General features: G+C 72.1%; 20 protein-coding genes and 1 pseudogene. 1 reads left to right on the plus strand and 20 read right to left on the minus strand.

Annotated elements, in window-relative coordinates; genetic code table 11:
* Positions 1 to 30: 30 nt before the first annotated feature.
* The 17 genes from DDP54_RS04905 to DDP54_RS04985 all read right to left on the minus strand — a co-directional run bounded on the left by DDP54_RS04905 (position 31) and on the right by DDP54_RS04985 (position 19634).
* Positions 31 to 1038, minus strand: a complete 1008-nt coding sequence (locus tag DDP54_RS04905; protein WP_109130796.1) for a polyprenyl synthetase family protein — start codon at positions 1036 to 1038, stop codon at positions 31 to 33.
* Positions 1035 to 2735, minus strand: coding sequence for an NADH-quinone oxidoreductase subunit NuoN (nuoN, locus tag DDP54_RS04910; RefSeq protein WP_109130797.1), 1701 nt, complete (start codon positions 2733 to 2735; stop codon positions 1035 to 1037). The genes DDP54_RS04905 and nuoN overlap by 4 nt, the downstream gene beginning before the upstream one ends.
* Positions 2732 to 4282: an NADH-quinone oxidoreductase subunit M gene (locus tag DDP54_RS04915; RefSeq protein ID WP_109130798.1), complete on the minus strand. Its 1551-nt coding sequence runs from the start codon at positions 4280 to 4282 to the stop codon at positions 2732 to 2734. Before DDP54_RS04915 ends, nuoN begins: the two co-directional genes overlap by 4 nt.
* 16 nt (positions 4283 to 4298) lie before the next feature.
* A complete protein-coding gene (gene nuoL, locus DDP54_RS04920; RefSeq protein WP_242448432.1) occupies positions 4299 to 6266 on the minus strand; it encodes an NADH-quinone oxidoreductase subunit L in 1968 nt (655 codons plus the stop codon).
* Positions 6267 to 6286: 20 nt separating this feature from the next.
* Complete coding sequence (gene nuoK, locus DDP54_RS04925; RefSeq protein ID WP_109130800.1) at positions 6287 to 6586, minus strand: NADH-quinone oxidoreductase subunit NuoK; 300 nt, start codon at positions 6584 to 6586, stop codon at positions 6287 to 6289.
* Positions 6583 to 7539, minus strand: a complete 957-nt coding sequence (locus DDP54_RS04930) for an NADH-quinone oxidoreductase subunit J (RefSeq protein ID WP_109130801.1) — start codon at positions 7537 to 7539, stop codon at positions 6583 to 6585. Before DDP54_RS04930 ends, nuoK begins: the two co-directional genes overlap by 4 nt.
* Positions 7536 to 8207, minus strand: a complete 672-nt coding sequence (nuoI, locus tag DDP54_RS04935; protein WP_109132361.1) for an NADH-quinone oxidoreductase subunit NuoI — start codon at positions 8205 to 8207, stop codon at positions 7536 to 7538. The genes DDP54_RS04930 and nuoI overlap by 4 nt, the downstream gene beginning before the upstream one ends.
* Positions 8208 to 8247: 40 nt before the next feature.
* Positions 8248 to 9618, minus strand: coding sequence for an NADH-quinone oxidoreductase subunit NuoH (nuoH, locus tag DDP54_RS04940; protein ID WP_109130802.1), 1371 nt, complete (start codon positions 9616 to 9618; stop codon positions 8248 to 8250).
* Positions 9615 to 12260 carry an NADH-quinone oxidoreductase subunit G gene (locus DDP54_RS04945; protein ID WP_109130803.1) on the minus strand — a complete coding sequence of 882 codons (2646 nt, stop codon included), beginning with the start codon at positions 12258 to 12260 and terminating at the stop codon, positions 9615 to 9617. The genes nuoH and DDP54_RS04945 overlap by 4 nt, the downstream gene beginning before the upstream one ends.
* Positions 12257 to 13603: an NADH-quinone oxidoreductase subunit NuoF gene (gene nuoF / locus DDP54_RS04950; RefSeq protein ID WP_109130804.1), complete on the minus strand. Its 1347-nt coding sequence runs from the start codon at positions 13601 to 13603 to the stop codon at positions 12257 to 12259. The genes DDP54_RS04945 and nuoF overlap by 4 nt, the downstream gene beginning before the upstream one ends.
* Positions 13603 to 14352: an NADH-quinone oxidoreductase subunit NuoE gene (nuoE, locus tag DDP54_RS04955; RefSeq protein ID WP_109130805.1), complete on the minus strand. Its 750-nt coding sequence runs from the start codon at positions 14350 to 14352 to the stop codon at positions 13603 to 13605. The genes nuoF and nuoE overlap by 1 nt, the downstream gene beginning before the upstream one ends.
* A complete protein-coding gene (locus DDP54_RS04960; protein WP_242448433.1) occupies positions 14352 to 15668 on the minus strand; it encodes an NADH-quinone oxidoreductase subunit D in 1317 nt (438 codons plus the stop codon). Before DDP54_RS04960 ends, nuoE begins: the two co-directional genes overlap by 1 nt.
* A 38-nt stretch (positions 15669 to 15706) precedes the next feature.
* The gene (locus DDP54_RS04965; RefSeq protein WP_109130807.1) at positions 15707 to 16450 is read right to left on the minus strand and encodes an NADH-quinone oxidoreductase subunit C; all 744 of its coding nucleotides are present in this window, start codon (positions 16448 to 16450) and stop codon (positions 15707 to 15709) included.
* Positions 16447 to 16998 carry an NADH-quinone oxidoreductase subunit B gene (locus tag DDP54_RS04970; protein ID WP_109130808.1) on the minus strand — a complete coding sequence of 184 codons (552 nt, stop codon included), beginning with the start codon at positions 16996 to 16998 and terminating at the stop codon, positions 16447 to 16449. Before DDP54_RS04970 ends, DDP54_RS04965 begins: the two co-directional genes overlap by 4 nt.
* 12 nt (positions 16999 to 17010) lie before the next feature.
* The gene (locus DDP54_RS04975; protein WP_109130809.1) at positions 17011 to 17373 is read right to left on the minus strand and encodes an NADH-quinone oxidoreductase subunit A; all 363 of its coding nucleotides are present in this window, start codon (positions 17371 to 17373) and stop codon (positions 17011 to 17013) included.
* A 106-nt stretch (positions 17374 to 17479) separates the two neighbouring features.
* The gene (locus DDP54_RS04980; RefSeq protein WP_197711317.1) at positions 17480 to 18787 is read right to left on the minus strand and encodes a geranylgeranyl reductase family protein; all 1308 of its coding nucleotides are present in this window, start codon (positions 18785 to 18787) and stop codon (positions 17480 to 17482) included.
* Between the two features lie 151 nt (positions 18788 to 18938).
* Positions 18939 to 19634, minus strand: coding sequence for a demethylmenaquinone methyltransferase (locus DDP54_RS04985; RefSeq protein ID WP_109130811.1), 696 nt, complete (start codon positions 19632 to 19634; stop codon positions 18939 to 18941).
* A gap of 59 nt (positions 19635 to 19693) precedes the next feature.
* Between DDP54_RS04985 and DDP54_RS04990 the strand changes: the two genes are divergently transcribed.
* Complete coding sequence (locus DDP54_RS04990; RefSeq protein WP_109130812.1) at positions 19694 to 21088, plus strand: chorismate-binding protein; 1395 nt, start codon at positions 19694 to 19696, stop codon at positions 21086 to 21088.
* Positions 21089 to 21264: 176 nt separating this feature from the next.
* Here DDP54_RS04990 and DDP54_RS04995 read toward each other — a convergent pair whose 3' ends face one another.
* From DDP54_RS04995 to DDP54_RS05005, 3 genes and pseudogenes are all read right to left on the minus strand, one after another.
* Positions 21265 to 22995 carry a trypsin-like peptidase domain-containing protein gene (locus tag DDP54_RS04995; protein WP_109130813.1) on the minus strand — a complete coding sequence of 577 codons (1731 nt, stop codon included), beginning with the start codon at positions 22993 to 22995 and terminating at the stop codon, positions 21265 to 21267.
* A gap of 144 nt (positions 22996 to 23139) precedes the next feature.
* On the minus strand, positions 23140 to 24933 hold the full coding sequence (menD, locus tag DDP54_RS05000) for a 2-succinyl-5-enolpyruvyl-6-hydroxy-3-cyclohexene-1-carboxylic-acid synthase (RefSeq protein WP_109130814.1): 1794 nt from the start codon (positions 24931 to 24933) through the stop codon (positions 23140 to 23142).
* Between the two features lie 30 nt (positions 24934 to 24963).
* Positions 24964 to 25928, minus strand: a pseudogene (locus DDP54_RS05005) (o-succinylbenzoate synthase).
* Positions 25929 to 25967 lie beyond the last annotated feature (39 nt).

Genomic DNA, 25967 nt, shown 5'->3' on the forward strand with positions numbered 1-25967 from the left:
CCGCAGCGTGCCGCAGTTCGGTGGGCACCGTCAGGATGCGCGGTCGACCAGCGTGGCAGCGAACGACACCAGCGCGTCCTTCGCCGCGCCGTCAGGCAGCGGGTCCAGCTCGGCGACCGCCTCGTGCGCGAGCGCGGTCGCCTGCTGGCGGGTGCGCTCCACCACGTCGTGCCGCCTCAGGGCAGCCACGGCCTGCGCGAGCGCGGGGTCGCTCGACAGGTCGGAGTCGAGCAGCGTGACCAGGTCCCGGTCGGCGGCGGTCCCCGACGGCCCGGCCGCGAGCTCGCGGAGCAGCAGGACGGGCATCGTGGGGACATGCTCACGCAGGTCCGTGCCGGGCGTCTTGCCCGTCGTCGTGCCGTCGGAGGTCAGGTCGATGACGTCGTCGGCCAGCTGGAACGCGACGCCGATCTTCTCCCCGAAGCGCATGACCGTCGACACCACGTCCGGAGCGCAGCCGGCGAACATCGCACCCAGCCGGGCCGACGTGGCGATGAGCGACGCCGTCTTGTCCGCGAGCACCTGGCGGTAGTGCGCGATGGGGTCCTCACCGGGGCGAGGCCCGATCGTCTCGTGGAGCTGACCGAGGCACAGGCGCTCGAACGTCGACGCCTGGATCCGCACGGCCTCCGGCCCGAGCCCGGCAACCGTCAGTGACGCCCGGGCGAACAGCAGGTCGCCCGTGAGGATCGCCACCTGGTTGCCCCACACCTCGTGCGCGGCCGGTGCACCGCGGCGCAGCGGCGCGGAGTCCATGACGTCGTCGTGGTACAGCGACGCGAGATGCGTCAGCTCGACCACGACGGCCGCGTCGATCGCCTCGCGACGCGATCCGTCGCCCAGCTCGGCCGCGAGGAGCGTGAGCAGGGGTCGCAGGCGCTTGCCACCCGCGTTGACGAGGTGCCGGGACGCGTCGTCCACGAGGGTGTCCGCCTGCGTCACGGCGTCGCGCAGACGCTCTTCGACCAGGGCGAGACGACCCGTCAGCAGGTCGGCCAGCACCGGGTCGGCCAGCGGGAGCGAGTCGGCGGAGGTCACGGGATGAACTTAGCTGCCTCGGTCACGAGATCGAGAACCGGCCCCGGGACGACGCCGAGCAGCACCGTCAGGACGGCACAGATCGCGATCGCGACGACCGCGAAGCCCTCGGACGTGACGACGGTCGTCGTGGGCTGGCTGCTCGAGCCGGCCGCGACGGTGCCGTCGGTGTCCGCGTCGGCGGGGGGCGTGAAGAACATCAGGACGATGATGCGCACGTAGAAGAACGCGGCGGCTGCCGACGCCAGCACACCGACGATCGCGAGCCCCGTCGCTCCACCGGCGACCGCCGCGGAGAACACCGCGAACTTCCCCGTGAAGCCGGCCGTCAGCGGGATGCCCGTGAACGACAGGAGGAACAGGGTGAAGGTCACCGCGAGCACGGGGTGGGTGCGGCCGAGACCGGCCCACTGGGACACCTGGGTCGCCTCTCCGAGGACCGACCCCTGCGCCGCGAGGTCCGTCGACTCCTCGACGTCGGACGCTGAGCCCGACGCACCGACACCCACGGCGACAGGCGCGCCGACCTGCACGGCGACGGCGCTGCGCTCACGGACGAGCGAGACGATGCCGAACGCACCGACCGTCGCCGCGCCGTACGCGAGCAGGTAGAACAGGACCGACGACACACCCTGCGTGTTCAGCGCGATGACGCCCGTGAGCACGAAGCCCGCGTGCGCGATCGAGGAGTACGCGAGCATGCGCTTGATGTCGGTCTGCAGCAGACCGGCGACCGTCCCGACGACGATCGTGAGGATCGCGACGGCCCACAGCGCCGGGGCGAGGTCCCACTTGAGGTCGGGCAGGACGACGTAGACCATGCGCAGCAGGGCGCCGAACGCCGCGACCTTGGTGCACGCGGCCATGAAGCCCGTGATCGGGGTCGGTGCGCCCTGGTAGACGTCGGGCGTCCACGCGTGGAACGGGACGGCGCCGACCTTGAACAGCAGCCCGACCAGGACCATCAGCGCGCCCGCGAGCAGCAGACCGTCGAGACCGACGACCGCGTGCGTCGCCGCAGCGATGTCCGCGTAACGGATCGACCCGGCGAAGCCGTACAGCAACGCGATGCCGAACAGGAGGATCGCCGAGGCGAACGCGCCGAGGAGGAAGTACTTCATCGACGCCTCCTGGCTCAGCAGGCGGCGACGGCGCGCGAGCCCCGAGAGCAGGTAGAGCGGCAGCGAGAGCACCTCGAGCGCGACGAACAGCGTCAGCAGGTCGCCCGTCGCGGGGAAGATCAGCATCCCGCCCGTCGCGAAGAGCACGAGCGGGTAGACCTCGGTCTGGCTCAGGCCCTTGCGCCGCGCGACCTCCTCGTAGTCCGACCCGGGGACCGCGGCGGCCTGGGGCGCGAACGCGTCCTCGCCCGTCTCTGTGCGGTCGGCCATCACGAGGATCGACAGCAGCGCGAGCAGCGCGATCGTGCCCTGGAGGACGAGCGTCGGGCCGTCGACGATGAGCGAGCCGCCGAGGACGACGGTCCCGCCGTTCGCCCGCACCCCGTTCCACAGCGCGGCGACCGCGACGAGCGCACCCGCCGTCGCGAGGAGCGAGAGCGTGAGCTGCAGCGGTCGGCGCAGCCGCGCGGGCGCGAACGCCTCGACGAGCACGCCGACGACGGCGGCCCCGAGCACCAGGAGCACCGGCGTGAGCTGCGCCCACGCGATGTCAGGCGCGGTGAAGGACCCGGTCACTTGTTGCTCCCCTCGGTCGCCGCGGCGTTCTGGGCCGCGACGGCGGGCACGTCCTGCACACCGATGAGCTCGAGCGTGACCTTCGCGGGCTCGCGCACGAGATCGAGCGCGGGTGCCGGGTAGAAGCCGAGCACGAGCATGATCGCGACGAGGGGCGCGACGGCCCACTTCTCGCGGGTGGACAGGTCGGGCGTGGTCTCGAGCCCGGTGCGGACCGGGCCGGTGAAGATCCGCTGGTAGGTCAGCAGGATGTACAGCGCCGCGAGGATCACCACGACGACCGCGGCGACCGCAGCCGGTCGGTGACGTGCGTACGTCCCGATGAGGACGAGGTACTCGCTGACGAACGTCGACATCCCGGGGAGCGACAGCGCCGAGAGACCCACGGTCAGGAACAGGCCGGCGAGCACCGGCGTGACCTTCTGCAGCCCGCCGAAGTCAGCGATCTGCTGGGAGCCGCGGCGGCGCACGAGGTACCCCGCGAGCAGGAACAGCCCGCCCGTCGAGAGCCCGTGGTTGACCATGTAGAACGACGAGCCGGCGACGCTCACCGACGTGAAGGCGAAGATCCCCAGCACGATGACCCCGAAGTGCGACACCGACGTGTAGGCGATGAGGCGCATGAGGTCCTTCTGGCCGATCGCCAGCAGACCGCCGTACAGGATCGAGATGACGGCGAGCACGATCACGGCGGGCGCGGCCCAGCGCGAGGCCTCGGGGAACAGCGGGAGGCACAGCGTCAGCATCCCGAAGGTGCCGACCTTGTCGAGCACGCCGACCAGCAGCACCGACGTGCCCGCGGGCGCGTTCTCGGCGGCGTCGGGCAGCCACGTGTGCACCGGGAACATCGGGGCCTTGATCGCGAACGCGATGAAGAACGCCGCGAACAGCCACCGTCCCGTCGTCACCGGGATGTCCGCACCGACGAGGTTGTCGATGAGGAAGCCCTGCGGGCCGCCCGGTCCCTGCAGGTACAGCGCGATGACGCCGACCAGCATGATGAGCCCGCCCGCGAGCGAGAACAGCAGGAACTTCACGGCCGCGTAGCGCCGGTGCACCCCGCCGAAGACCCCGATCATGAAGTACACCGGGATGAGCATCGCCTCGAACAGCACGTAGAACAGGAACACGTCGCGGGCGGCGAACACCGCCACCATGAAGACCTCGAGGAGCAGGACCAGCGCGACGTAGTGCCGCAGCCGGTCGAGGTCGCCGTCCTGCTCGCGCCAGGCGGCGAGGATGACGAGCGGCACCAGCACGACCGACAGCAGGACGAGCGCGAGCCCGACGCCATCGACGCCCACGGCGTAGCTGACCCCGAACGACGAGATCCACGCGTGGGTCTCGCTGAGCTGGTGGGTGCCCGACGCGGACGTGTCGAACGCGAGCAGCGCACCGACGGCGAGCGCGAGCTCGACGATCGAGAACGCGAAGGCCACGTGCCGCACGATCCGTCGCTGCGACCTCGGCAGCGCCCACACCGTGGCCGCGCCCAGGAGCGGCAGCACGATCAGCGCTGTGAGCCAGGGGAATCCGGAGGATGTCATCGGTCGGTGCTCTCCCTCAGATCCGCGGTGCCAGGACGATGACGGCGAGGACGACAACGCCCACGAGCATCGTTGCGGCGTAGGTGCGGGCATAGCCCGTCTGGAACTTGCGCACGACGCTGCCGAGGCCCACCGTCAGCTTCGCGAGCCCGGCGAACGCGCCGTCGACGACCTGGGCGTCGCCGTAGACGAGCGACCGGGTCAGGTGCTGACCCGGCTCGACGAGCAGCGCGTCGTTGACCTCGTCCTGGTAGAGGTCCACGCGGGCGGCGCGCGTGAGCACCGAGGCCCGCGGCGGCGTGATCGGCACCAGAGCCGTCGCGTACTGGCGCCAGGCCAGCACGACGCCGGCGATGACCAGCACGAGCGTCAGGGTGACGAGCAGCCAGACCGGCAGCACCGGCGAGCCCTCGTGGTCGACATGACCCGTGACCGGCTCGAGCCAGCCGGTCAGGCCGCCGCCGAGCTGGAGGACGAAGCCGATCGCGACCGACCCGACGGCCAGCACGATCATCGGGACCGTCATGAGCTTGGGCGCCTCGTGCGGGTGCTGCTTGCTGCCGTCGAGCCGCGCGCTCCACCGCTTCTCGCCCTCGAACGTCATGAAGAACAGGCGCGACATGTAGAAGGCGGTCAGTCCGGCGCCGACGAGCGCGACGAGGCCGAAGACCCACGCGCGCCACGGCGACCCGTCGACCGGCATGAACGCCGCCTCGATGATCTTGTCCTTGCTCCAGTACCCGGAGAACGGCGGGATGCCGAGGATCGCGAGCCAGCCGGCCATGAACGTGATCCACGTGATCTTCATGTACCGCGCGAGGCCGCCGAAGCGGCGCATGTCGACCTGGTCGTCCATGCCGTGCATGACGGACCCCGCGCCGAGGAACATGCCGGCCTTGAAGAAGCCGTGCGTCACGAGGTGGAAGATCGCGAACGCGTACCCGATCGGGCCGAGGCCCGCGGCGAGCATCATGTAGCCGATCTGCGACATCGTCGACGCGGCCAGCACCTTCTTGATGTCGTCCTTCGCGGCACCGACGACCGCACCGAACAGCAGCGTGATCGCGCCGACGATCGCCACGACGAGCCGGGCGTCCGGCGTCGCGTCGAAGATCGGGGCCGAGCGGACGATGAGGTAGACGCCCGCGGTGACCATGGTCGCCGCGTGGATCAGGGCCGACACCGGCGTCGGGCCGGCCATCGCGTCCCCGAGCCACGACTGCAGCGGGAACTGCGCCGACTTGCCGCACGCGGCGAGCAGCAGCATCAGGCCGAGCGCGGTGAGCGTGCCCTGGCTCGCCCCCGAGACCCCCGCGTGCACCGACGTGAAGTCGACGGCACCGAACGTCGCGAACATGATCATCATCGCGACGAGCAGCCCGATGTCACCGACGCGGTTCGCGATGAAGGCCTTCTTGGCCGCGACCGCGTTGGGCGTCTTGTGGTTCCAGAAGCCGATGAGCAGGTACGACGCGAGGCCGACACCCTCCCACCCGACGAACAGCAGCAGGTAGCTGTCCGCGAGGACCAGCAGGAGCATCGCCGCGACGAACAGGTTGAGGTACGCGAAGAACCGGCGACGGTCGACGTCCTCCTCCATGTACGCCACGGAGTAGACGTGGATGAGCGTGCCGACGAACGTCACGAGCAGCACGAACGTGAGCGACAGCGGGTCGAGGCGCAGTCCCGCGTCGAGCGTGAACGCCGCCGCGGGGATCCACGAGAACAGGTGCAGGTCGACGACGCGCTCCGCGGCCGGCCGCCCGAGCAGGTCGATGAGCGCGACGAGGCCGACGACGAAGCTCAGGCCGGGCGCAAGCACGCCGAGCCAGTGGCCCCAGCGGTCCGAGCGTCGGCCCGCGAGCAGCAGCACGGCGGCTGAGAGGGCGGGAAGCGCGACGAGGAGCCAGCCCAGAGCGAGGACGCCTCCGGCCGGCGTCGCAGCGGCGATGGTGTCCTGGCCCACGAGGGCCAGGGTGGTCACGGTGCTCACGGCGGCGGCCCTCAGCTCTTCAACAGGTTGACGTCGTCGACCGAGGCCGAGCGGCGGGTTCGGAAGATGGCCACGATGATCGCCAGGCCGACGACGACCTCAGCGGCGGCGACGACCATCACGAAGAAGGCCAGCACCTGCCCGGTGAGGTTGCCGTGCAGGCGCGAGAACGTCACGAGCAGCAGGTTCGTCGCGTTGAGCATGAGCTCGACGCCCATGAACACGATGATCGCGTTGCGGCGCAGCAGCACCGTCGTCGCGCCGATCGTGAACAGGATCGAGGCGAGCACGAGGTAGTTCGTCAGGCTCACAGCCCCTCCTCCGTATCCGCGCCGGTATCGGTGCCGTGATCTGTGCCGGAACTCGCGCCGGGATCGGTGCGCGTGACCGGCGGGAAGGCCGGCAGACCCGGCGGGACCGTCCCGGGCGGCGCGGCGACCTCGTGCGGCGTCTCGACGAGCGTCCCGACGGCGGTGTCGAGGACGCGCGCGCCCTGCTCCTGGCCGCGAACGCGCAGCACGCGCGAGACGGACTCCTCGATCGGGTTGCCCCGCGGGTCGAGCGCGGGCACGTCCATAGCGTTGTGCCGCGCGTACACGCCGGGAGCGGGCAGCGGGGTGAGGCGCTCGCCCTTCGCGACGCGGGAGTCGGCCCGCTCCTTCTGCCCGATGCGCGGGACGAGACGCTGACGGTGCGTCAGGACGAGCGCGCCGAGCGCAGCGATCACGAGCAGCGCGCCGACGACCTCGAGCGCGAAGGGGTAGTCGCTGAACACGATGCGGGCGATGCCCACCGGGTTCGAGTCCGCGTTGGGCTCCTGCAGGCCGGTGGCCTTCGGGTACGTCGCCCGCACGGCCACGCCGACGAGGACGACGCCGAGGCCCGCACCCGCGAGCAGCCCGATCCAGCGCTGGCCGCGGATCGTCTCGACGAGCGAGTCGGACGCGTCGACCCCGACGAGCATGAGGACGAAGAGGAACAGCATCATGATCGCGCCCGTGTACACCACGACCTGGACCACCCCGAGGAACGGGGCGTCCTGCGCGACGTAGAGGAACGCGAGCGAGATCATCACGACGACGACCGACATCGCGGCGTGGACGGCCTTGCGGGCGAACAGCAGGCCCAGGGCCGCCAGGACCATCACCGGGCCGAGCACCCAGAACAGGACGGCCTCCGAGGTGGTCGTCACCCCCGCGGTCGTGAGCGACATCGGCAGGGTCCCGGTCAGCACCGCCGGAACGGCGGTCGCGAGGACGCTCATCGGGTCTCCCCCGCTGCGGTCGTCGATGCGGTGGTCGAGGCGGGGCTCGATGACGCGGGGAGCGTCGTGTCGTCCGGCCGGTGCTCGGCGACCCACGCCGCCTGCTCGGGCGTCGAGCCCGTGACCGCGCCGCGGTAGTAGTCGGTGTCCGTAGTCCCCGGCACCATCGGGTGCGGGGCCGCGATCATCCCGTCCCCCATCGGGGCGAGGAGATCCTGCTTCTCGAAGATGAGCCCGGCCCGGGTCGGGCCCGCGAGCTCGAACTCGTTGGTCATCGTCAGCGCGCGCGTCGGGCACGCCTCGATGCACAGCGCACAGAAGATGCAGCGCAGGTAGTTGATCTGGTAGACGCGGCCGTACCGCTCGCCGGGCGAGAACTGCTCGTCGGGCGTGTTGTCGGCGCCCTCGACGTAGATCGCGTCCGCGGGGCACACCCACGCGCACAGCTCGCAGCCGATGCACTTCTCGAGCCCGTCCGCGTACCGGTTGAGCTGGTGGCGACCGTGGTACCGCGGCTGCGTGGGAACACGCTCATACGGGTACTGCTCCGTGACGACGGGCCGGAACATGTTCGAGAACGTGACGCCGAAGCCGGCGATCGGCGCGACCACCTCGGCGATGCCCTTGCGGGGCTCGATGAGCGACGTGTACGCGATCGGGGCGGCCACGTCTCCTGCCTTCGGGCGAGGCGTGACGTCCTTCGAGGACTCAGCCACCGTGCACCTCCTGCGTGACCTGCGGGGTCTCGGTCTGGTCCGCCACCGAGGCGGCCCGGGCGGCCGCGCGCTGCGCGCGGGGGGACGGGGGAAGAACCTGGCCGGGCATGGGCGGGACCGGGTAGCCGCCCGCGAACGGGTCGAACACCGTCGGTGGACCACCGGCGCCCGGGCCGGGCTGCGGCTTCTTCTCAGGGATGAGGAACGACACGAGGACGCCCACGAGCACCACGCCGGCGAGCCCGAACAGGATCGCGCGCAGGTCCAGGCCCGAGAACTGCCGGACACCCTGGACGACGGAGACGCACACGACCCAGCCGAGCGAGGCCGGGATGAGCACCTTCCAGCCGAACGACATGAACTGGTCGTACCGGAAGCGCAGCAGCGTGCCGCGGATCCACACGAACAGGAACATGAACAGCCACACCTTGCCGATGAACCACAGCGCGGGCCACCAGCCGAGGTTGAACATTCCGTCGTTGATCGCCGACAGCGGCCACGGTGCCCGCCAGCCACCGAAGAACAGCGTCGTGGCGACCGCCGAGACGTTCAGCATGTTGATGTACTCCGCGAGGAAGAACCACGCGAACTTCATCGAGGAGTACTCGGTCATGTAGCCCGAGACGAGCTCGCCCTCGGCCTCGGGGAGGTCGAACGGCAGGCGGTTCGTCTCGCCGACCATCGAGATGATGTAGATGACGAATGCCGGCAGCAGCGGTAGGAACCACCAGACGGTCGTCTGCGAGCCCACGATCTGCGAGGTCGACATCGACCCCGCGATGATGAACACGCTGACGAGCGACAGGCCCATCGCGAGCTCGTACGAGATGACCTGCGCGGTCGAGCGGACCGCGCCCAGCAGCGGGTACGTCGAGCCCGAGGACCAGCCGCCGAGCACGATGCCGTACACCCCGACCGACGCGCACGCCAGGATGTAGAGGATCGCGACCGGGAAGTCGGTCAGCTGGAGCGGCGTGACGATCCCGAACATGCTCACGGCCGGCCCGAACGGGATCACCGCGTACGTCAGGAGCGAGCAGAACACCGCGATCATCGGCGCGACGATGTAGACGAGCTTGTCAGCCGCCTTGACGGTGATGTCCTCCTTGAACAGGAGCTTCATCGCGTCGGCGAGCGACTGCAGCAGACCGAACGGGCCGTGCACGTTGGGCCCGGGACGCACCTGCATGCGCCCGACGACCTTGCGCTCGAACCAGATGGCGATGAGCACGCTCGTGAGCAGGAACACGATGATCGCGACGGACTTGAGCAGCCAGATCCAGCCGTTGTCGTGGCTGAAGTCGGCGATCACGGGGTACTGCGCCCCGGATGCCGCGGGGAGGACAGCAGCGAGCAGCGTCATGACTGCACCTCCGAGTCTGTGGCGACGGTCAGGTCGGTGCCTGCGGCCAGCCGCACGAGCGCACCGGGGCCGGACCGCAGCGAGTCGCGGACCTGGCTGCCGGGCGAGCAGGTCGGCAGCCACACGATGTGGTCACCCATCGCCGTCACGGCGACCGGCAGCGTCACCGTACCCGCGTCGGTCGACACCTCGAGCAGGCCGCCGTCCGCCACGCCGACACCCGCGGCCGTGGCCGCCGAGACCCGCGCGACCGGACGCTTGGCCGTCCCCGCGAGGAAGACCTCGCCGTCCTGCAGGTGACCGGCGTCGAGCAGCTGGTGCCACGTCGCCAGGACCGCGTGCCCGGGGGCGATCGCGGGCGGCTCGACCGCTGACACGTCCGGGGCCGCGATGCGCTCGCCGTCCCACGCGCCGAGCTCGTCGAGCTCGTCGTGCACCTGGGCGAGGGTGCGCAGCCCGAGCGTGACGCCGAGCGCGTCGGCCAGGGCGTCGAGGACGCGGTGGTCCGACATCGCGGTCGACGTCAGGGCCTGCGGGAACGGCCGCGGGCGACCCTCCCAGTTGAGGTACGTGCCGGGCTTCTCGACCGGGGGCGCGACCGGCAGGACGACGTCCGCCAGGTCGGTCACCTCCGAGGGACGCACCTCGAGCGAGACCAGGAAGCCGACGGCGGCGAGAGCCTCGCGCGCCGCGGCAGGGTCGGGGAGGTCACGGACGTCCACACCGCCGACGACGAGCGCCGCCAGCGAGCCGGTCCGTGCCGCCTCGAGCATCGCCGAGACCGAGCGGCCCGGCTCCTCAGGAAGGTGGTCGACGCCCCACACAGCGGCCACGTCGACCCGGGCTGCCGCCTGGGCGACCGGACGACCACCGGGCAGGAGGCTCGGCAGCGCACCGACCTCGATGCCGCCACGCTCGCCCGCACGCCGCGGGATCCACGCGAGGCGTGCTCCCGTGCGGTCGGCCAGCCTGCGCACCGCGGACAGCCCGCCGGGGATCGCACCGAGGCGCTCTCCCACGAGGACGAGGGCGCCGTCGAGCCCGAGCTCGGCCGCCAGCGCGCTCAGCTCGGCCTCGGGGGCGTCCGTCGCGATCGCGTCGAGCACCTCCGGCTCCGTGCCGGGCGCGGCCGCGAGGAGCGTGCCGTCGAGGCGGTCGAGCGCGCGCGTCGCGAACGGTGCGAGCGACGTCACGTGCGTCCGACCGGCGAGGACACCCTTGCGCAGCCGCAGGAACGCGACCCCGGCCTCCTCCTCGGCCTCGAGGGCGACGAGCAGGACGCGCGGGGACCGCTCGAGGTCGGCGAACGTCACGTCGAGGGGACGCCCCGCCACGCTCGACGCGAGGAAGGCCTCCTCCTCCGCCGAGTGCGGCCGGGACCGCAGGTCGATGTCGTTGGTGCCGAGCGCGACGCGGGCGAACTTGGAGTACGCGTAGGCGTCCTCGATCGTGAGGCGGCCACCGGGGAGCACCCCGACGCCGCGCGCACCGGCCGACGCCGTGTCGGTGCCGGTCGCCGCAGCCAGACCGGCCGCCGCGACCTCGAGGGCCTCGGGCCAGCTCGCCGGGACGAGCTCACCGGTCGCCGCGTCGCGCACGAGCGGGGACCGCAGGCGGTCCGGCGCGGACTGCCAGGCGAACGCGAACCGGTCCTTGTCGGTGATCCACTCCTCGTTGACCGCGGGGTCCTCCCCCGCGAGCCGGCGCAGCACCACGCCGCGGCGGTGGTCCACGCGGATCGCCGAGCCGGATGAGTCGTGCTCCGAGATGCCGGGGGTCGACACGAGGTCGAACGGTCGCGACCGGAACCGGTACGCGGCACTCGTCAGCGCACCGACCGGGCAGATCTGCACGGTGTTGCCGGAGAAGTACGACGCGAACGGCGCGCCCGACTCGTCGACGAGCTCGGCCGGCCCGATCGGCAGCTCGGCGAAGGTGGCCTCACCGGGCGTCCCGCCGGTCGCGAAGCCGAGGATGCCGGTGTCGAACCGACCGATCTGCTGGCTCGCACCACGCTTCTGCAGGTCGATGAACGGGTCGCCCGCGATCTCCTTGGAGAACCGCGTGCACCGCTGGCACAGGATGCAGCGCTCGCGGTCGAGCAGGATCTGCGTCGAGATCGCGATCGGCTTGGGGAACGTCCGCTTGATGTCGACGAACCGGCTCTGGCTGCGCCCGTTGCTCATCGCCTGGTTCTGCAGGGGGCACTCGCCGCCCTTGTCGCAGACCGGGCAGTCGAGCGGGTGGTTGATGAGGAGCAGCTCCATGACGCCGTGCTGCGCCTTGTCGCTCTCGCCGGAGGTCAGCTGCGTCTTGACCTGCATCCCGGGCGTCGCCTCGAGCGTGCACGACGGCTGGGGCTTGGGCATCTTCGCGAGCTTGCCGTCGCGACCCGGGGCCCAGACCTCGACGAGACACTGGCGGCACGCGCCCACGGGCGCGAGCAGCGGGTGGTCGCAGAACCGCGGGATCGCGATGCCCAGCTGCTCGGCGGCCCGGATGACGAGCGTGCCCTTCGGCACCGCCATCTCGATGTCGTCGATCGAGAACGTCACCGCGTTCGCCGGGTCGAGCGGCGGGGCCACTGCCGCCGGCGGGGTCGCGAGGATCCCGGTCGAGGGCTTCGGTGTGGTGGTCGTCATGCGTGTACCCCCGCGAGCTGCCCGGCGCCGGGGCGCGGGGTGTAGGTGAACAGCGAGCTTCGCTCCGGTGGGAAGAGCACGTCGGCGGGCGTGTGCGTGCCCGCCTCGAACTCGTCGCGGAAGTACTGGATCGCGGACGTGACCGGGCTCGTCGCGCCGTCGCCGAGCGCGCAGAACGCGCGCCCGAGGATGTTGTCGCACAGGTCGAGCAGCGTGTCGATGTCCTCGCTCGTGCCGTTGCCGGCGACGAGGCGCTGGAGGATCTGGTCGAGCCAGAACGTGCCCTCGCGGCACGGCGTGCACTTGCCGCACGACTCGTGCTTGTAGAACGCGATCCAGCGCGAGACGGCCCGCACGACGGACGTCGTCTCGTCGAAGATCTGCAGCGCGCGCGTGCCGAGCATCGAGCCGGCCTTGCCGACCGACTCGTAGTCGAGCGGCACGTCGAGGTGCTCGGCCGTGAAGAGCGGCGTGGAGGACCCACCGGGCGTCCAGAACTTCAGCTCGTGACCCTCGCGGACCCCGCCTGCCATGTCGAGCAGCTCACGCAGCGTGATGCCGAGCGGCGCCTCGTACTGACCAGGGCGCGTGACGTGCCCCGACAGGGAGAACAGGCCGTGGCCGGTCGAGCGCTCGGTCCCCATGGACTTGAACCAGTCCGCGCCGCCCTCGAGGATCGCGGGCACCGAGGCGATCGACTCGACGTTGTTGACCACCGTCGGGCGCGCGTACAGACCAGCGACTGCAGGGAACGGCGGCTTCAGGCGCGGCTGACCGCGCCTGCCTTCGAGCGAGTCGAGCAGCGCCGTCTCCTCGCCGCAGATGTACGCGCCGGCACCGGCGTGCACCGTGATCTCGAGGTCGAAGCCGGTGCCGAGGATGTTCTCCCCGACGTACCCGGCGGCCCTGGCCTCGGCGACCGCGTTGAGCAGCCGGCGGTAGACGTGCACGACCTCGCCGCGCACGTAGATGAACGCATGGTGGCAGCCGATCGCGTACGACGTGATGATCGCGCCCTCGATGAGCTCCTGCGGGCTCGCGAGCATGAGCGGGATGTCCTTGCAGGTCCCCGGCTCCGACTCGTCCGCGTTGATCACGAGGTAGCGCGGGCCGCCGTCGGGCGCGGGCAGGAAGCCCCACTTCATGCCCGTCGGGAACCCCGCACCGCCACGGCCCCGCAGCCCGGAGTCCCTGACCGCGGTCACGACGTCGGCGGGAGCCATCGCGAGGGCCGCGCGCAGACCGCGGTAGCCGCCGTTCTTCAGGTACGTCGCCAGCGTCCAGGAACGGTCGGCGTCCCAGTTCTTCGTCAGAACCGGGGTCAGGGTCGTCGACTCGGTCATCAGGAGCCCTTCACCTGGTCGGAGGGCTGGTCCGCGTCGGCCGCCGGGAACGGGGGCGCGGTCCAGCCGCGCTCACGGGCCAGCACCGTGCCGCGCGTCGTCGCCTCGCCCGCGCCCACACCCTCGTCGGCGCGACCGTCGGAGAACCCGGCGAGGACGCGCGACATGGCCTTGAACGAGCAGACGCTCGCCGCGCCCCGGGTCGGCGCGACCGGCTCACCAGCGCGCAGCCGGTCGACCGTCTCGACCGCGCTCGCGGGGGTCTGGTTGTCGAAGAACTCCCAGTTGACCATCACGACGGGCGCGTAGTCGCACGCAGCGTTGCACTCGACACGCTCGAGCGTGATCGCGCCGTCCGGGGTCGTCTCGTCGTTGCCGACGCCGAGGTGGTCGGACAGCTCCTCCCAGATCGCGTCGCCGCCCATCACCGCGCACAGCGTGTTGGTGCAGACCCCCACGGTGTACTCGCCGTTCGGGCGCCGCTTGTACTGCGTGTAGAACGTCGCCACGGCCGAGACCTCGGCCGTCGACAGGCTCAGCGTCTCGGCGCAGAACGCGATCCCGGCCGGGCTCACGTACCCGTCCTCGCTCTGCACGAGGTGCAGCAGCGGCAGGAGCGCCGAGCGGGCCTCGGGGTAGCGCGCGACGACCTGCGCGGCATCGGCCTCCAGACGGGCGCGCGTGGCCTCGTCATAGGCGCCGCGGCGGACGGCAGCGCCCCGGCTCGACGGTGTGCTCTCGACGGACATCAGCGGTCCACCCCTCCCAGAACAGGGTCCAGCGACGCGACGGACACGACGACGTCGGCCAGGAGGCCGCCCTCGCACATGACCGACACGGCCTGCAGGTTGTTGAACGACGGGTCACGGAAGTGCGCCCGGTACGGCTTGGTGCCACCGTCGGACACGAGGTGCACGCCCAGCTCGCCGCGGGGGGCCTCGACGCTCTGGAACACCTGGCCCGCGGGGACCCGGAAGCCCTCGGTGACGAGCTTGAAGTGGTGGATCAGGGCCTCCATCGAGGTGCCCATGATCTCCCGGATGTGGTCGAGCGAGTTGCCCATGCCGTCCGAGCCGATCGCGAGCTGTGCCGGCCACGCGATCTTCCTGTCGGCGACCATGACCGGGCCCGGGCCTGACGCCTGGAGCCTCTCGAGCGTCTGCTCGACGATGTGCATGGACTGGTAGATCTCCTCGATCCGGACGATCATCCGGCCCCACGCGTCACCGGTGTCGGCGACGGGGACCTCGAAGTCGTACGTCTCGTAGCCGCAGTACGGCGCGGACTTGCGCACGTCGTACGGGAGGCCGGCCGACCGCAGCACCGGACCCGTCATGCCGAGCGCCATGCAGCCCGACAGGTTGAGGTAGCCGACGCCCTTCATGCGGCCCTGCAGGATCGGGTTGCCCAGCATGAGGTCCTCGAGCTGGCGCATGTAGTGCTTCATCGTCACGAGGGACTCGCGGATCGTGTCGAGAGCGCCCGGCGGGATGTCCTGCGCGACGCCGCCGGGGCGGATGTACGCGTGGTTCATGCGCAGACCGGTGATCAGCTCGAAGATCTTGAGGACCTCTTCGCGGGCCGTGAAGCCGGTCGTCATGATGGTCGTCGCGCCGAGCTCGTTGCCGCCCGACGCGAGACACACGAGGTGCGACGCGATCCGGTTGAGCTCGAGCATCAGGACCCGGATGACCGTCGCACGCTCGGGGATGTCGTCGGTGATGCCGAGCAGCTTCTCGACGGCCAGGCAGTACGCGGCCTCGGAGGAGATCGGCGCGACGTAGTCCATGCGCGTGCAGAACGTCACACCCTGGGTCCAGGTGCGGAACTCCATGTTCTTCTCGATGCCGGTGTGCAGGTACCCGATGCCCGCGCGGGCCTCGGTCACCGTCTCACCGTCGATCTCGAGCATGAGCCGCAGGACGCCGTGGGTCGACGGGTGCTGCGGTCCCATGTTGACGACGATGCGTTCCTCGCCGAGCCGCAGGGCCTCTTCGGCGATCTCGGACCAGTCGCCGCCGGCGGCCTCGAACGACGGGATGCCGGTGGCGTCCTCGTCGACGATGTGGCCGGTCGACCGGGGTGCGCCGGGGGTGCTCGGTGTCACTTGTACGACCTCCGCTGGTCCGCGGGCGGCACGGTGGCGCCCTTGTACTCGACCGGGATGCCCCCGAGGGGGTAGTCCTTGCGCTGGGGGTGGCCCGGCCAGTCGTCGGGCATCTCGATGCGCGCGAGCGCCGGGTGCCCGTCGAACTCGATGCCGAAGAAGTCCCAGGTCTCGCGCTCGTGCCAGTCGTGGGTGGGGTACACCGCGACCGTCGACGGGATGTGCGCGTCGCCGTCCGCGACCGCGACCTCGAGCCGCAGCCGGTGGCTGTGCGTGATGGACACGAGGTGGTAGACCGCGTGCAGCTCGCGGCCCGAGTCGTGCGGGTAGTGCGCGCCGGAGACGCCGAGGCTCAGCTCGAAGCGCAGGTCCTGGTCGTCCCGCAGCGCCCGGCAGACCGCCAGGACGTGCTCGCGGGCCACGTTGAGCGTGAGCTCGCCGCGGTCCACGACGACGGACTCGATCGCGGCGTCGAACGGTGTGCCGGACTCCTCGAGGACCTCGGCGAGGATGTCGACGACCTCGTCGAACCAGCCTCCGTACGGCCGGGCGGTCGGCCCGGGCAGGACGACCGTCGTCACGAGGCCGCCATACCCGGACGTGTCGCCCGTGCCCGGTGCGCCGAACTGGCCCGTGCGGACGTCGACGACGTCGAGCGGCGCGCGCCCGCCTGCGGACACGGCCGCGGCGGCGCCCTCGAGCTCTGCCGCGGTCGTGAGTTCCTGGGGAGCGTCGCTCATCGCAGCAGCCCTGTCATGTGGGACGTCGGCGTCGCGGCGAGCGCCGCGGCCTCGGCCGCCCGGGCCGCCTCCTCGCGGTTCACGCCCAGCGGCGTGGACTGGATCTGCTCGTGCAGCGCGAGGATCGCGTTGATGAGCATCTCGGGGCGCGGCGGACAGCCGGGCAGGTAGATGTCGACCGGCACGACGTGGTCGACGCCCTGCACGATCGCGTAGTTGTTGAACATCCCGCCCGACGACGCGCACACGCCCATCGACAGGACCCACTTGGGCTCGGGCATCTGGTCGTAGACCTGCCGGACCACGGGCGCCATCTTCTGGCTCACGCGCCCCGCGACGATCATGAGGTCCGCCTGGCGCGGCGACGCGCGGAAGACCTCCATGCCGAAGCGCGAGATGTCGTAGCGCGACGCACCGGTCGCCATCATCTCGATCGCGCAGCACGCCAGACCGAACGTCACCGGCCACAGCGAGCCCTTGCGGAAGTAGCCGACGAGGTCCTCGACCGTCGTCAGCAGGAACCCCGAGGGTGCCTCTTCGATGCCCATGTCAGCTCACCCCTAGTCCCACTCGAGTCCACCGCGGCGCCACTCGTACACGAACGGCACCGTGATGATGGCGAGGAAGCCCATCATCGCGACGAGGCCGAACACGGCGAGCTCCGTGAAGTTCACGGCCCACGGATAGAGGAAGACGACCTCGATGTCGAAGATGATGAACGTCATCGCGACGAGGTAGTACTTGATCGGGAACCGGCCACCGCCGACGGCGTGCGGGGTCGGCTCGATGCCGCACTCGTACGCGTCCAGCTTGGCGCGGTTGTAGCGGCGCGGGCCGAGGATCGCGCTCGCGCCGACGCCACCGAGGGCGAGCACAGCGGCGATCCCCATCATCACCAGGATCGGCACGTACGGGTTGGTCATCTCAGAGCCCTCCCGGTCAGGGATTGGGTGGGCCTCGGTGCCGAGGTCCTGCGGTCGGTCGGAGAACAGTCGGAGGTCGAGCGGTCGAGGGTCGCGCAGTCGCCGCTCATGCTGCCGGAACGATCTTGGTGAGACCTGAGATCACGCGGTCGACCACGTCGCCGCCGCGCGGCTCGTAGCAGTCCGAGAGCAGCTTGAGCGTGAAGCGCATGAGGAGCGGCCGGGGCAGCCCGTACCGCGTGCACAGCCGCATGATCTGCGGGTGCTCGATGATCTTCACGAAGTAGCGGCCGAGGGTGTAGTACCCGCCGAGGTCGTCCTTCATGCGGCTGGCGTACGTCCCGAGCGCGCGCTCGCGACCCGCGGCCGACCCGCGTGAGGCGGCCTGGACCACGGCGTCGGCGGCGAACCGGCCGGCCTGCAGCCCGTACGCGATGCCCTCACCGTTGAACGGGCTGACCATGCCGGCCGAGTCGCCGGCGAGCATGAGGCCGCGCCCGTAGAGCGGTCCGCGGTTGAAGCCCATGGGCAGCGCGGCGCCGCGCACCGGCCCGATCTGGTTCTCGGGGGTGAACTCCCACTCGGCGGGCGCGTTGGCCATCCACTTCGCGAACAGGTCCTTGTAGTCGACCTTGGTCGCGGCGGCCGTCGACGACACGCTGCCGAGACCCACGTTCGCGGTGCCGTCCCCGAGCGAGAAGATCCAGCCGTACCCGGGCATGAGGTTGGAGCGCCCGGGGGCACCGTCCCACAGCTCGAGGTGGCTCTCCATCCAGGGGTCCTGGTCGCGCGGCGTGCGGAAGTACGTGCGCACGGCGACCCCCATCGGGCGGTCGTCGCGCTTGGCCAGACCGAGGCCGGTCGCGAGCCGGGCCGACACGCCGTCCGCGGCGATGACGACCGGGGCGCGGTAGGTGATCTCGTCGCCGCTCCTGCGGCCGTCGTCGTCCACCGGCCGGGCCGTGACGCCGACGACGCGACCCGTGCGCTCGTCGAGCACCGGGCCCGTGACGTTGGTGCGCTCGAGCAGCTTGGCGCCCGCGGCACGGGCGTGCTCGACCAGCGCGTGGTCGAGGCTCATGCGCGTGCGTGCGAGCCCGTAGGACGGGTAGCTCGACAGCTCGGGCCAGGGCAGCTCGAGGCTGTGGCCGCCGCCCACGACGCGCAGACCCTTGTTGCGGATCCAGCCGTCGCTCTCGCGGAGCGGCACGCCCATCGCGACGAGCTCCTTGACCGCGCGGGGCGTCAGGCCGTCGCCGCAGATCTTGTCCCGGGGGAACGACGCCTTGTCGAGGAGCAGCACGTCCAGGCCGGCCGACGCGCAGTGGTACGCCGCGCTCGAGCCTGCGGGGCCAGCGCCGACGACGATGACATCAGCGTCATCGTGCCCTGCATTGACCACGGACTTCCCCATTTGTGAAGGCATTCCTGCTACGACTTGCCGAGTCTAACCACCGTCCCACGACGTGTCTGCGAAGGCTTACCTCATCATCGCTGACCAGCCGTGTCCCTGCTCACATCCCGTCCTCGCGCCTCATGGAGGCGCAGGTGCGGGCCCTCGATTCTCAGGCCGGACGCACGCCACGATGCAGCGCCACGATCCCGCCCGAAAGGTTCCGAAATGCGACCTGACCCCATCCGGCGGCCTTGATCAGCTGCCCGAGACCCTGCTGGTCCGGCCACTCGCGGATCGACTCCGCGAGGTACACGTACGCGTCGGGCTCCTTGGACACCGCGCGCGCGACAGGCGGCAGCGCGCGCATGAGGTACTCGGTGTAGACGGTCCGGAACGGCGCCCAGGTCGGCCGCGAGAACTCGCACACGACCAGTCGCCCGCCGGGCCGGGTCACGCGCAGCAGCTCGGCGAGCGCACCCGCGGTGTCGACGACGTTGCGCAGGCCGAAGGAGATCGTCACGGCGTCGAACGACTCGTCAGCGAACGGCAGCGCCGTCGCGTCACCGGCGACGAACCCCAGGTCGGGGCGCCGGCGCTTGCCGACCTCGAGCATCCCGAACGACAGGTCGCACGGCACGACGCGCACGCCCGCGTCGGCGAGCGGCTCGCTCGACGTCCCCGTGCCCGCGGCGAGGTCGAGGACCTGCTCACCCTGCTTCGCCCCGACGGCGGCGAGGGTCGCCCGGCGCCAGTAGCGGTCCTGCCCCAGCGAGATGACGTCGTTCGTCACGTCGTAGCGGCGCGCGACGGCGTCGAACATGGCGGCGACGGCGCGGGGGTCCTTGTCGAGGGTGGCGCGGGGCATGACCCCATCGTCTCAGGTCGGCAGGGGTGGTACGTCCGGGGGACGTACCCTGACACACGATGACCAGCACCTCGCCCGATGCCGTCCCGTATCCCTTGGTCGTACGGACGGTCGCGCTCGACGACCTCGCCCACCACGGTCCCCGGACCGTCGGCGCCGGTCCCGGCACCGACGACGCGACCGCCCTGCTCGACCTGCTGCCCCCCGACGCCCCGCTCGCGTGGGTCCGGCGCGGCGACGGTCTCGTCGGGTGGGGCGAGGCGCTGCGGATCACCGTCACCGGCCCCGACCGCTTCGCCGACGCCGAGCGCGCCTGGCACGAGGTGCTCGCGCACTGCGTCGTGCGCGACGAGGTCGGCCTGCCCGGGACCGGACCCGTTGCGTTCGGCTCGTTCGCGTTCGACGAGGACTCCGCGGCGGGCGGCGTCGTCGTCGTCCCCCGCGTCGTCGTCGGGCGGCGCGGGGGCCGCGTGTGGCTCACGACCATCGAGTCGGGTGCGACCCTGCGCCCGGCGCCCACGCTCGCGGACGTGGTCGGCGTCCGAGCGCCCGTCCACTCGCCGGGTGCCGTCATGTACGGCGACGGCGACGTCCCGGCGGACCGCTGGCCCGACGTCGTCGGGCAGGGCATCGCGGCGATCCGCGCGGGCGAGCTCGACAAGGTGGTGCTCGCACGCGACGTCTGCGCCCGCACAGCCGACCCGCTCGACGTGCGCTGGCCGCTGCGCCGCCTCGCCCAGCAGTACCCGTCGTGCTGGACGTTCTCGGTCGACGGCATGCTCGGGGCGACGCCCGAGCTGCTCGTGCGCTCCGAGAAGGGGCTCGTCACGTCCCGCGTGCTCGCCGGGACCATCCGGCGCACCGGCGACGAGAACGCCGACGTCGCGCGCGCCGCGATCCTCGCGCACTCCTCGAAGGACCTCGAGGAGCACGAGTACGCGGTCGCCTCCGTCGCCCACGCCCTCGAACCCTTCTGCACCTCGATCAACGTGCCCGACGTGCCGTTCGTCCTGCACCTGCCCAACGTCCTGCACCTCGCCTCGGACGTCACGGGCGTCCTCGCGGGCGTGGCCCCAGACGCCACCGGCACCGCAGCCGGCATCGCGGCGCTCGCCGGAACCCCGAGCACCCACCCGTCGAGCCTCGCGCTCGCCGCGGCGCTGCACCCGTCGGCCGCCGTGTGCGGCACCCCGACGGCCGCCGCCCGGGAACTCATCAGCCAGATCGAGGGCATGGACCGCGCGCGCTACGCCGGTCCCGTCGGCTGGTTCGGCGCCGACGGCGACGGCGAGTGGGGCATCGCGCTGCGCTCCGCGCAGGTGGACCCCGACGACCCTCGGCGCATCCGGCTGTTCGCCGGGTGCGGCATCGTCGCCGCGTCCGACCCGGCCGCCGAGCTCGCGGAGTCCGAGGCCAAGCTCATCCCCATGCGCGACGCGCTCGCGTCCGACTGACGCCGCAGCTCGTCACCCGCTCCCGCGCGCCCGGAGGCGCGCACGTCGGGGCGACGAACGAAGGAACGGCCGGCACCCCAGGGTGCCGGCCGTTCCTGTGACGGGACGCGGGTGGGGGATCCGCATCGACCGTCTCCCGGGGGGCGAAGGGAGGACACCCGGCCCGGGCGTCTGCGTCAGCCCTGGCCGGTACCGCCCTGGCCCTGCTGCTGCTCCTGGTACCACTTGTAGAGCTGGTCCGGGGTCATCTGCCGCGGGTCCGTCGGGGTGGTCGAGTCCGAGCTCGGCGTGGTCGCGGCCTTCGTCGCCAGGGTGACCTTGACGTCGATCGCCTTGCCGTCGCGAACCACGGTCAGCATCGCCTGTGCACCGGACGCCATGCCCCGGACGTAGGCCGTCAGAGACTCGGCCCCGCCGACAGGCTTGCCGTCGATCGCGACGATCACGTCCTTGGCCTGCATGCTGGCGTTCGCCGCGGGCGAGCCGGCCGTGACCTCCTGGACGACCGCGCCGAGACGGGTCGTGTTGTCCACCGTCGCCGTGCCGTCACTGAGCGAGACGCCCAGGAAGGCGTGCTCGGCGGAGCCCGAGTCGACGAGCTGCGTCGCGATGTTCTTGACGAGGTTCACCGGGATCGCGAAGCCGAGACCGATCGAGCCCGACGAGCTCGACAGCGTCGCGATCGACGACGTGATCCCGACGACCCTGCCCTCCGCGTCGAACAGCGGGCCACCGGAGTTGCCCGGGTTGACCGCCGCGTCGATCTGGATCGCGTTCGTCACGACCGCGTCCGAGCTCGAGCCCGTGGTCGACGTCGACACCGGGCGGTCCACGGCCGAGACGATGCCCGTCGTGACCGTGTTCGCCAGACCGAGCGGGTTGCCGACCGCCATGACGGGCTGGCCGACCACGATGGTGCTCGAGTCACCGAGTGCCGCGGGCGACAGGTCGGTCGGGGCGTCCGTGAGCTTGATCACCGCGAGGTCCGTCGTCGCGTCGGTGCCCACGATGGTGGCCTTGAACACGCGCCCGTCGGTGAGCGTCACCGAGACGTCGCCCTGGGCGCCCTCGACCACGTGGTTGTTCGTGATGATGTTGCCGGTCTTGTCGAGGATGACGCCGGAGCCCTGCGCGCTCCCGCTCGTCGTCGTGACCTCGATCGCGACGACCGAGGCCTGCACGGCCGCGGCGACCTTCTGCCAGTCGGGGTTGTCGGACGTGGAGCCCGCCACGGGGACGGACTCGTTGGTGCTCTGCCCGATGGTCGCGATCGACGACGGCGTCACGCTCGTGGTGCCGTCGTTGAACGCGCCGGTCAGCGCGGCCGTGCCGAAGCTGGCGATCAGGGCCGCACCCGCGGCAGCCGCCGTGATCGGCAGCCAGATCGAGCGCCGGCCCTGGGTCGGCACCGCACCGGGCTCGGTCGCAGCGGGCGCCTGGCCCGGTGTGAGGCCCGGCGTGACGCCCGGCGCGAGGAACGGGTCGGCGCCCGACCGGGCCGCGTGCTGCTGCGCAGCGGCCGCGTGCTGCCGGGCGGCTGCCTCCTGGGCGGCCGCGTGCTGGGCGGCGGCATGCTGCTGCGCGGCGGCGTACTGCTGCGCCGCGTACTGAGCGCGAGGGTCGACGCCCGGCGCGGGCTGCGGCGGCACGAAGGGGTTGGCCGGCTGGGCCGTCGGCGGCAGCGGCTGGGTGGTCTGCGTCGGTGGCAAGGGCTGCGTGGGATGCGTGGGATGCGTCGGCGGCAAGGGCTGCGTCACCTGCGCCGGCGGCAAGGGTTGGGTGGGGTGCTCGGGCGCTGCCGGCTGCTCGGACGCGGCGGCCGGCTCGGCCGGTGTCGTGCTGCCGGTGGTCGGCGCTGCGTTCTGCTCGGGCTCGGCCGGGCCGGGGACCTCGGGTGTGGTGCTCATGTGATCTGCCCTCCTTGTTGTCCACCATCACACCCGGGGGCGCTGTGCGCAGTCTTGAGGGTTCCTGGGAATCGGCTGCGAATCGATCGCGGGCAGCTCGACCGCGGCCCGGTGCGGCCGCGAGCCCGTGCAGCCGCGGACGGCTCAGTGCGAGAGGGCTGCGACCGCGTCGTCGACGGCCTCGGCGATCCGCGCCATCAGCGCGCGGCGACCGGCACGGTCGACCCGGACCTCGACCACGGACACCCCGGGTCCGGGTGCGGCGAGCGCGGGGGCGAGCCCGTCGACGTCGCCCACCCGGGTGTGCCGCACGCCGTACGCGGCGCACAGCGCGGACAGGTCGGCACCGTGGGGGGTACCGAACACACGCTCGAAGACGTCCGCACGCTCGGGGGCGCCGTGCTCGAGGGTCGCGAAGATAGACCCGCCGTCGTCGTTGGCCACGACGATCTGCAGGTCGGCCGGGGCCTCGAGGGAACCGCGCAGCAGGCCGCCGACGTCGTGCAGGAACGTCAGGTCCCCGACGAGTGCCCGCACGCGACGCGTCGGCAGCGCAAGGGCGACCCCGATCGCGGTCGACAGCGTACCGTCGATCCCGGCGAGGCCGCGGTTCGCGAGCACGAGCGGCGGGGCGTCCCACACCCCGACGAGGTCGAGGTCACGCACCGGGTTGCTCGAGCCGACGACGAGCACGTCACCCTCGGACGTGGCGCGCGCGACGGCGCGAGCGAGCAGCGGCCCGGTCACGCGGGTGCCGGCGCGGGACGGCGCCGCGAGGACCTCGGGGTCGAGGACGTCGTCGATCGCGGCGAGTGCCGCCGAGCCGGCCGCCACCCACGCGTCGAGCCAGGGACCCGAGACGGGGCGCCCGTCGCCCGACGGCCCGCCGAGGAGCCGCGCGGGCACCTCGACGAGCACCTGCGCCGCGGATCGCGAGGCGTCCGGCCAGTCGGCGCCGCGCGGCGCGACGACGACCACCTCGACGTCGTCGCGCGCGAGCAGGGACGTCACCGGGCGCGACAGCGTGGGACGCCCGAGCACGAGCACCCGACGCACCCGCCCGCCGAGGTCCGGCCTGCCGAGCAGGAGGCGGTACGCACCGATCGCGCACGGTCCGCCGAGTGCCCCGGACGACGGCTCGGCGAGCAGCGGCCAGCCGTTCGCCTCGGCGACCGCCCGCGCGAGGGGACCGGCGCCGTCGCCCGCGACCACGACCGTGCCGGCGTCGTCGGTCGCCGCAGGCGTGCCGTGGGGTCCACCGTCGTCCCCGGCCGGGCCGCGCCGCTGGACCTCGACGAGCCCCGCGGCCGCCGGTGCGGGCCACGTGGCCGAGGCGGGCGCGAGCGGCTCCCGGTAGGCGAGGTCGAGATGGACCGGACCGGGCGCACCGGTCCGCGAGCCCAGGGCCGCCGCGACGGCGCGCGAGAGGAGGTGGCGCAGGTCGCGCCCCTCCCCCGCGCGGCCCGTGGGCGCGGGCACGTCGGCGGCGAACCGCATGGCCGAGCCGAACAGCCCGACCTGGTTCGTGGTCTGGTTCGCGCCGGTGCCGCGCAGCTCGTGCGGGCGGTCGGCGGTCAGGATCAGGAGCGGCAGGCCGGCGTGCGAGGCCTCGAGGACGGCCGGGTGCAGGTTGGCGACCGCAGTGCCCGACGTCGTGACGACCGCGACCGGACGGGTCTCGCCGACGGCGTCCGCGGCCTTGGCCAGCCCGAGCGCGAGGAACCCCGCGGACCGCTCGTCGACGCGCACGTGCAGCGTGAGCGACGGCGCACCGGCCGGACGGTCGCGGTCGGCGCGGGCCGCGTCCGCGAGCGCGTAGGCCAGCGGGGCGCTGCGCGAGCCGGGCGCGAGCACGACCTCCCGGACACCGAGCGCCGCGAGCGCCTGGACGAGGACCCGCGCGGCAGTCGTCGCCGGGTTGTCCGCAGCTGTCGTCACGTGCCCACCGTAATCGGGCCGGCGAGCCTGTCAGGCACGGTCGGGCTCGGCGAGGACGGATCGGACGGCGTCCAGCCGCTCGTGCCACCGGTCGCGCGTCGGCGCGTCGGCCGCGGCGGCAGCGAGCAGGGCAGGGTCGACGTCGGGCCGGTCGACCCGGATCATTCCGTCGACGGGCAGCAGCGGGTGCGCGACGACGTCCGCGGTGAGCAGCTGCACCGTCGCGAGCCCGCACGCGTAGGGCAGCTCGGGCAGGGCCGCCGCGAGCGCGATCCCCGCCGCGAGGCCGACCGACGTCTCGAGAGCGGAGGACACCACGACGGGCAGGCCGACCCGCTCGGCGAGCGCGAGGCAGGCCCGAACCCCCCGAGCGGCTGCACCTTGAGCACGACGATGTCCGCGGCGTGCGCCCGGACGACGGCCAGCGGGTCCTCGGCACGACGGATCGACTCGTCGGCGGCGATCAGCACGTGGGTCGCGCGCCGGACGGCCGCGAGGTCCGCGACGGTCGGGACGGGCTGCTCGGCGTACTCCAGACCGCCCGCGGCCCGGTCGAGGACCGCGAGCCGGGCCAGGGCTGTATCGACGTCCCACAGCCCGTTCGCGTCGATGCGGATCGCACCGTCCGGCCCGATCGCGTCGCGCACGGCCTCGAGGCGCGCGATCTCGTCGTCGACCGACTGCCCAGGCTCGGCGACCTTGACCTTCGCGGTGCGGCAGCCGCCCGAGGCGGTCACGATGCGGTGCGCGGTCGCGGCGTCGACCGCGGGGACCGTCACGTTGACCGGGATGTGGGTCCGCACCGCGGGCGGCCACGCGTCGGCGGCGGCTTCGCGCGCGGCGCGCCACCACGCTGCCGACTCCGCCGCGTCGTAGTCCCAGAACGGTGAGAACTCGCCCCAGCCGGCCGCGCCGCGCACCAGGACACCCTCGCGCACCGTGATCCCCCGGAAGCGGGTGCGCATCGGGATCGAGTACACGTGCAGGTCAGGCATGCCCCCAGGCTACGGCCGGCTGCGGGCCGCGTTCGCTGC

It is taken from the genome of Cellulomonas sp. WB94 (assembly GCF_003115775.1).
Taxonomy (GTDB): Bacteria; Actinomycetota; Actinomycetes; order Actinomycetales; family Cellulomonadaceae; genus Cellulomonas_A.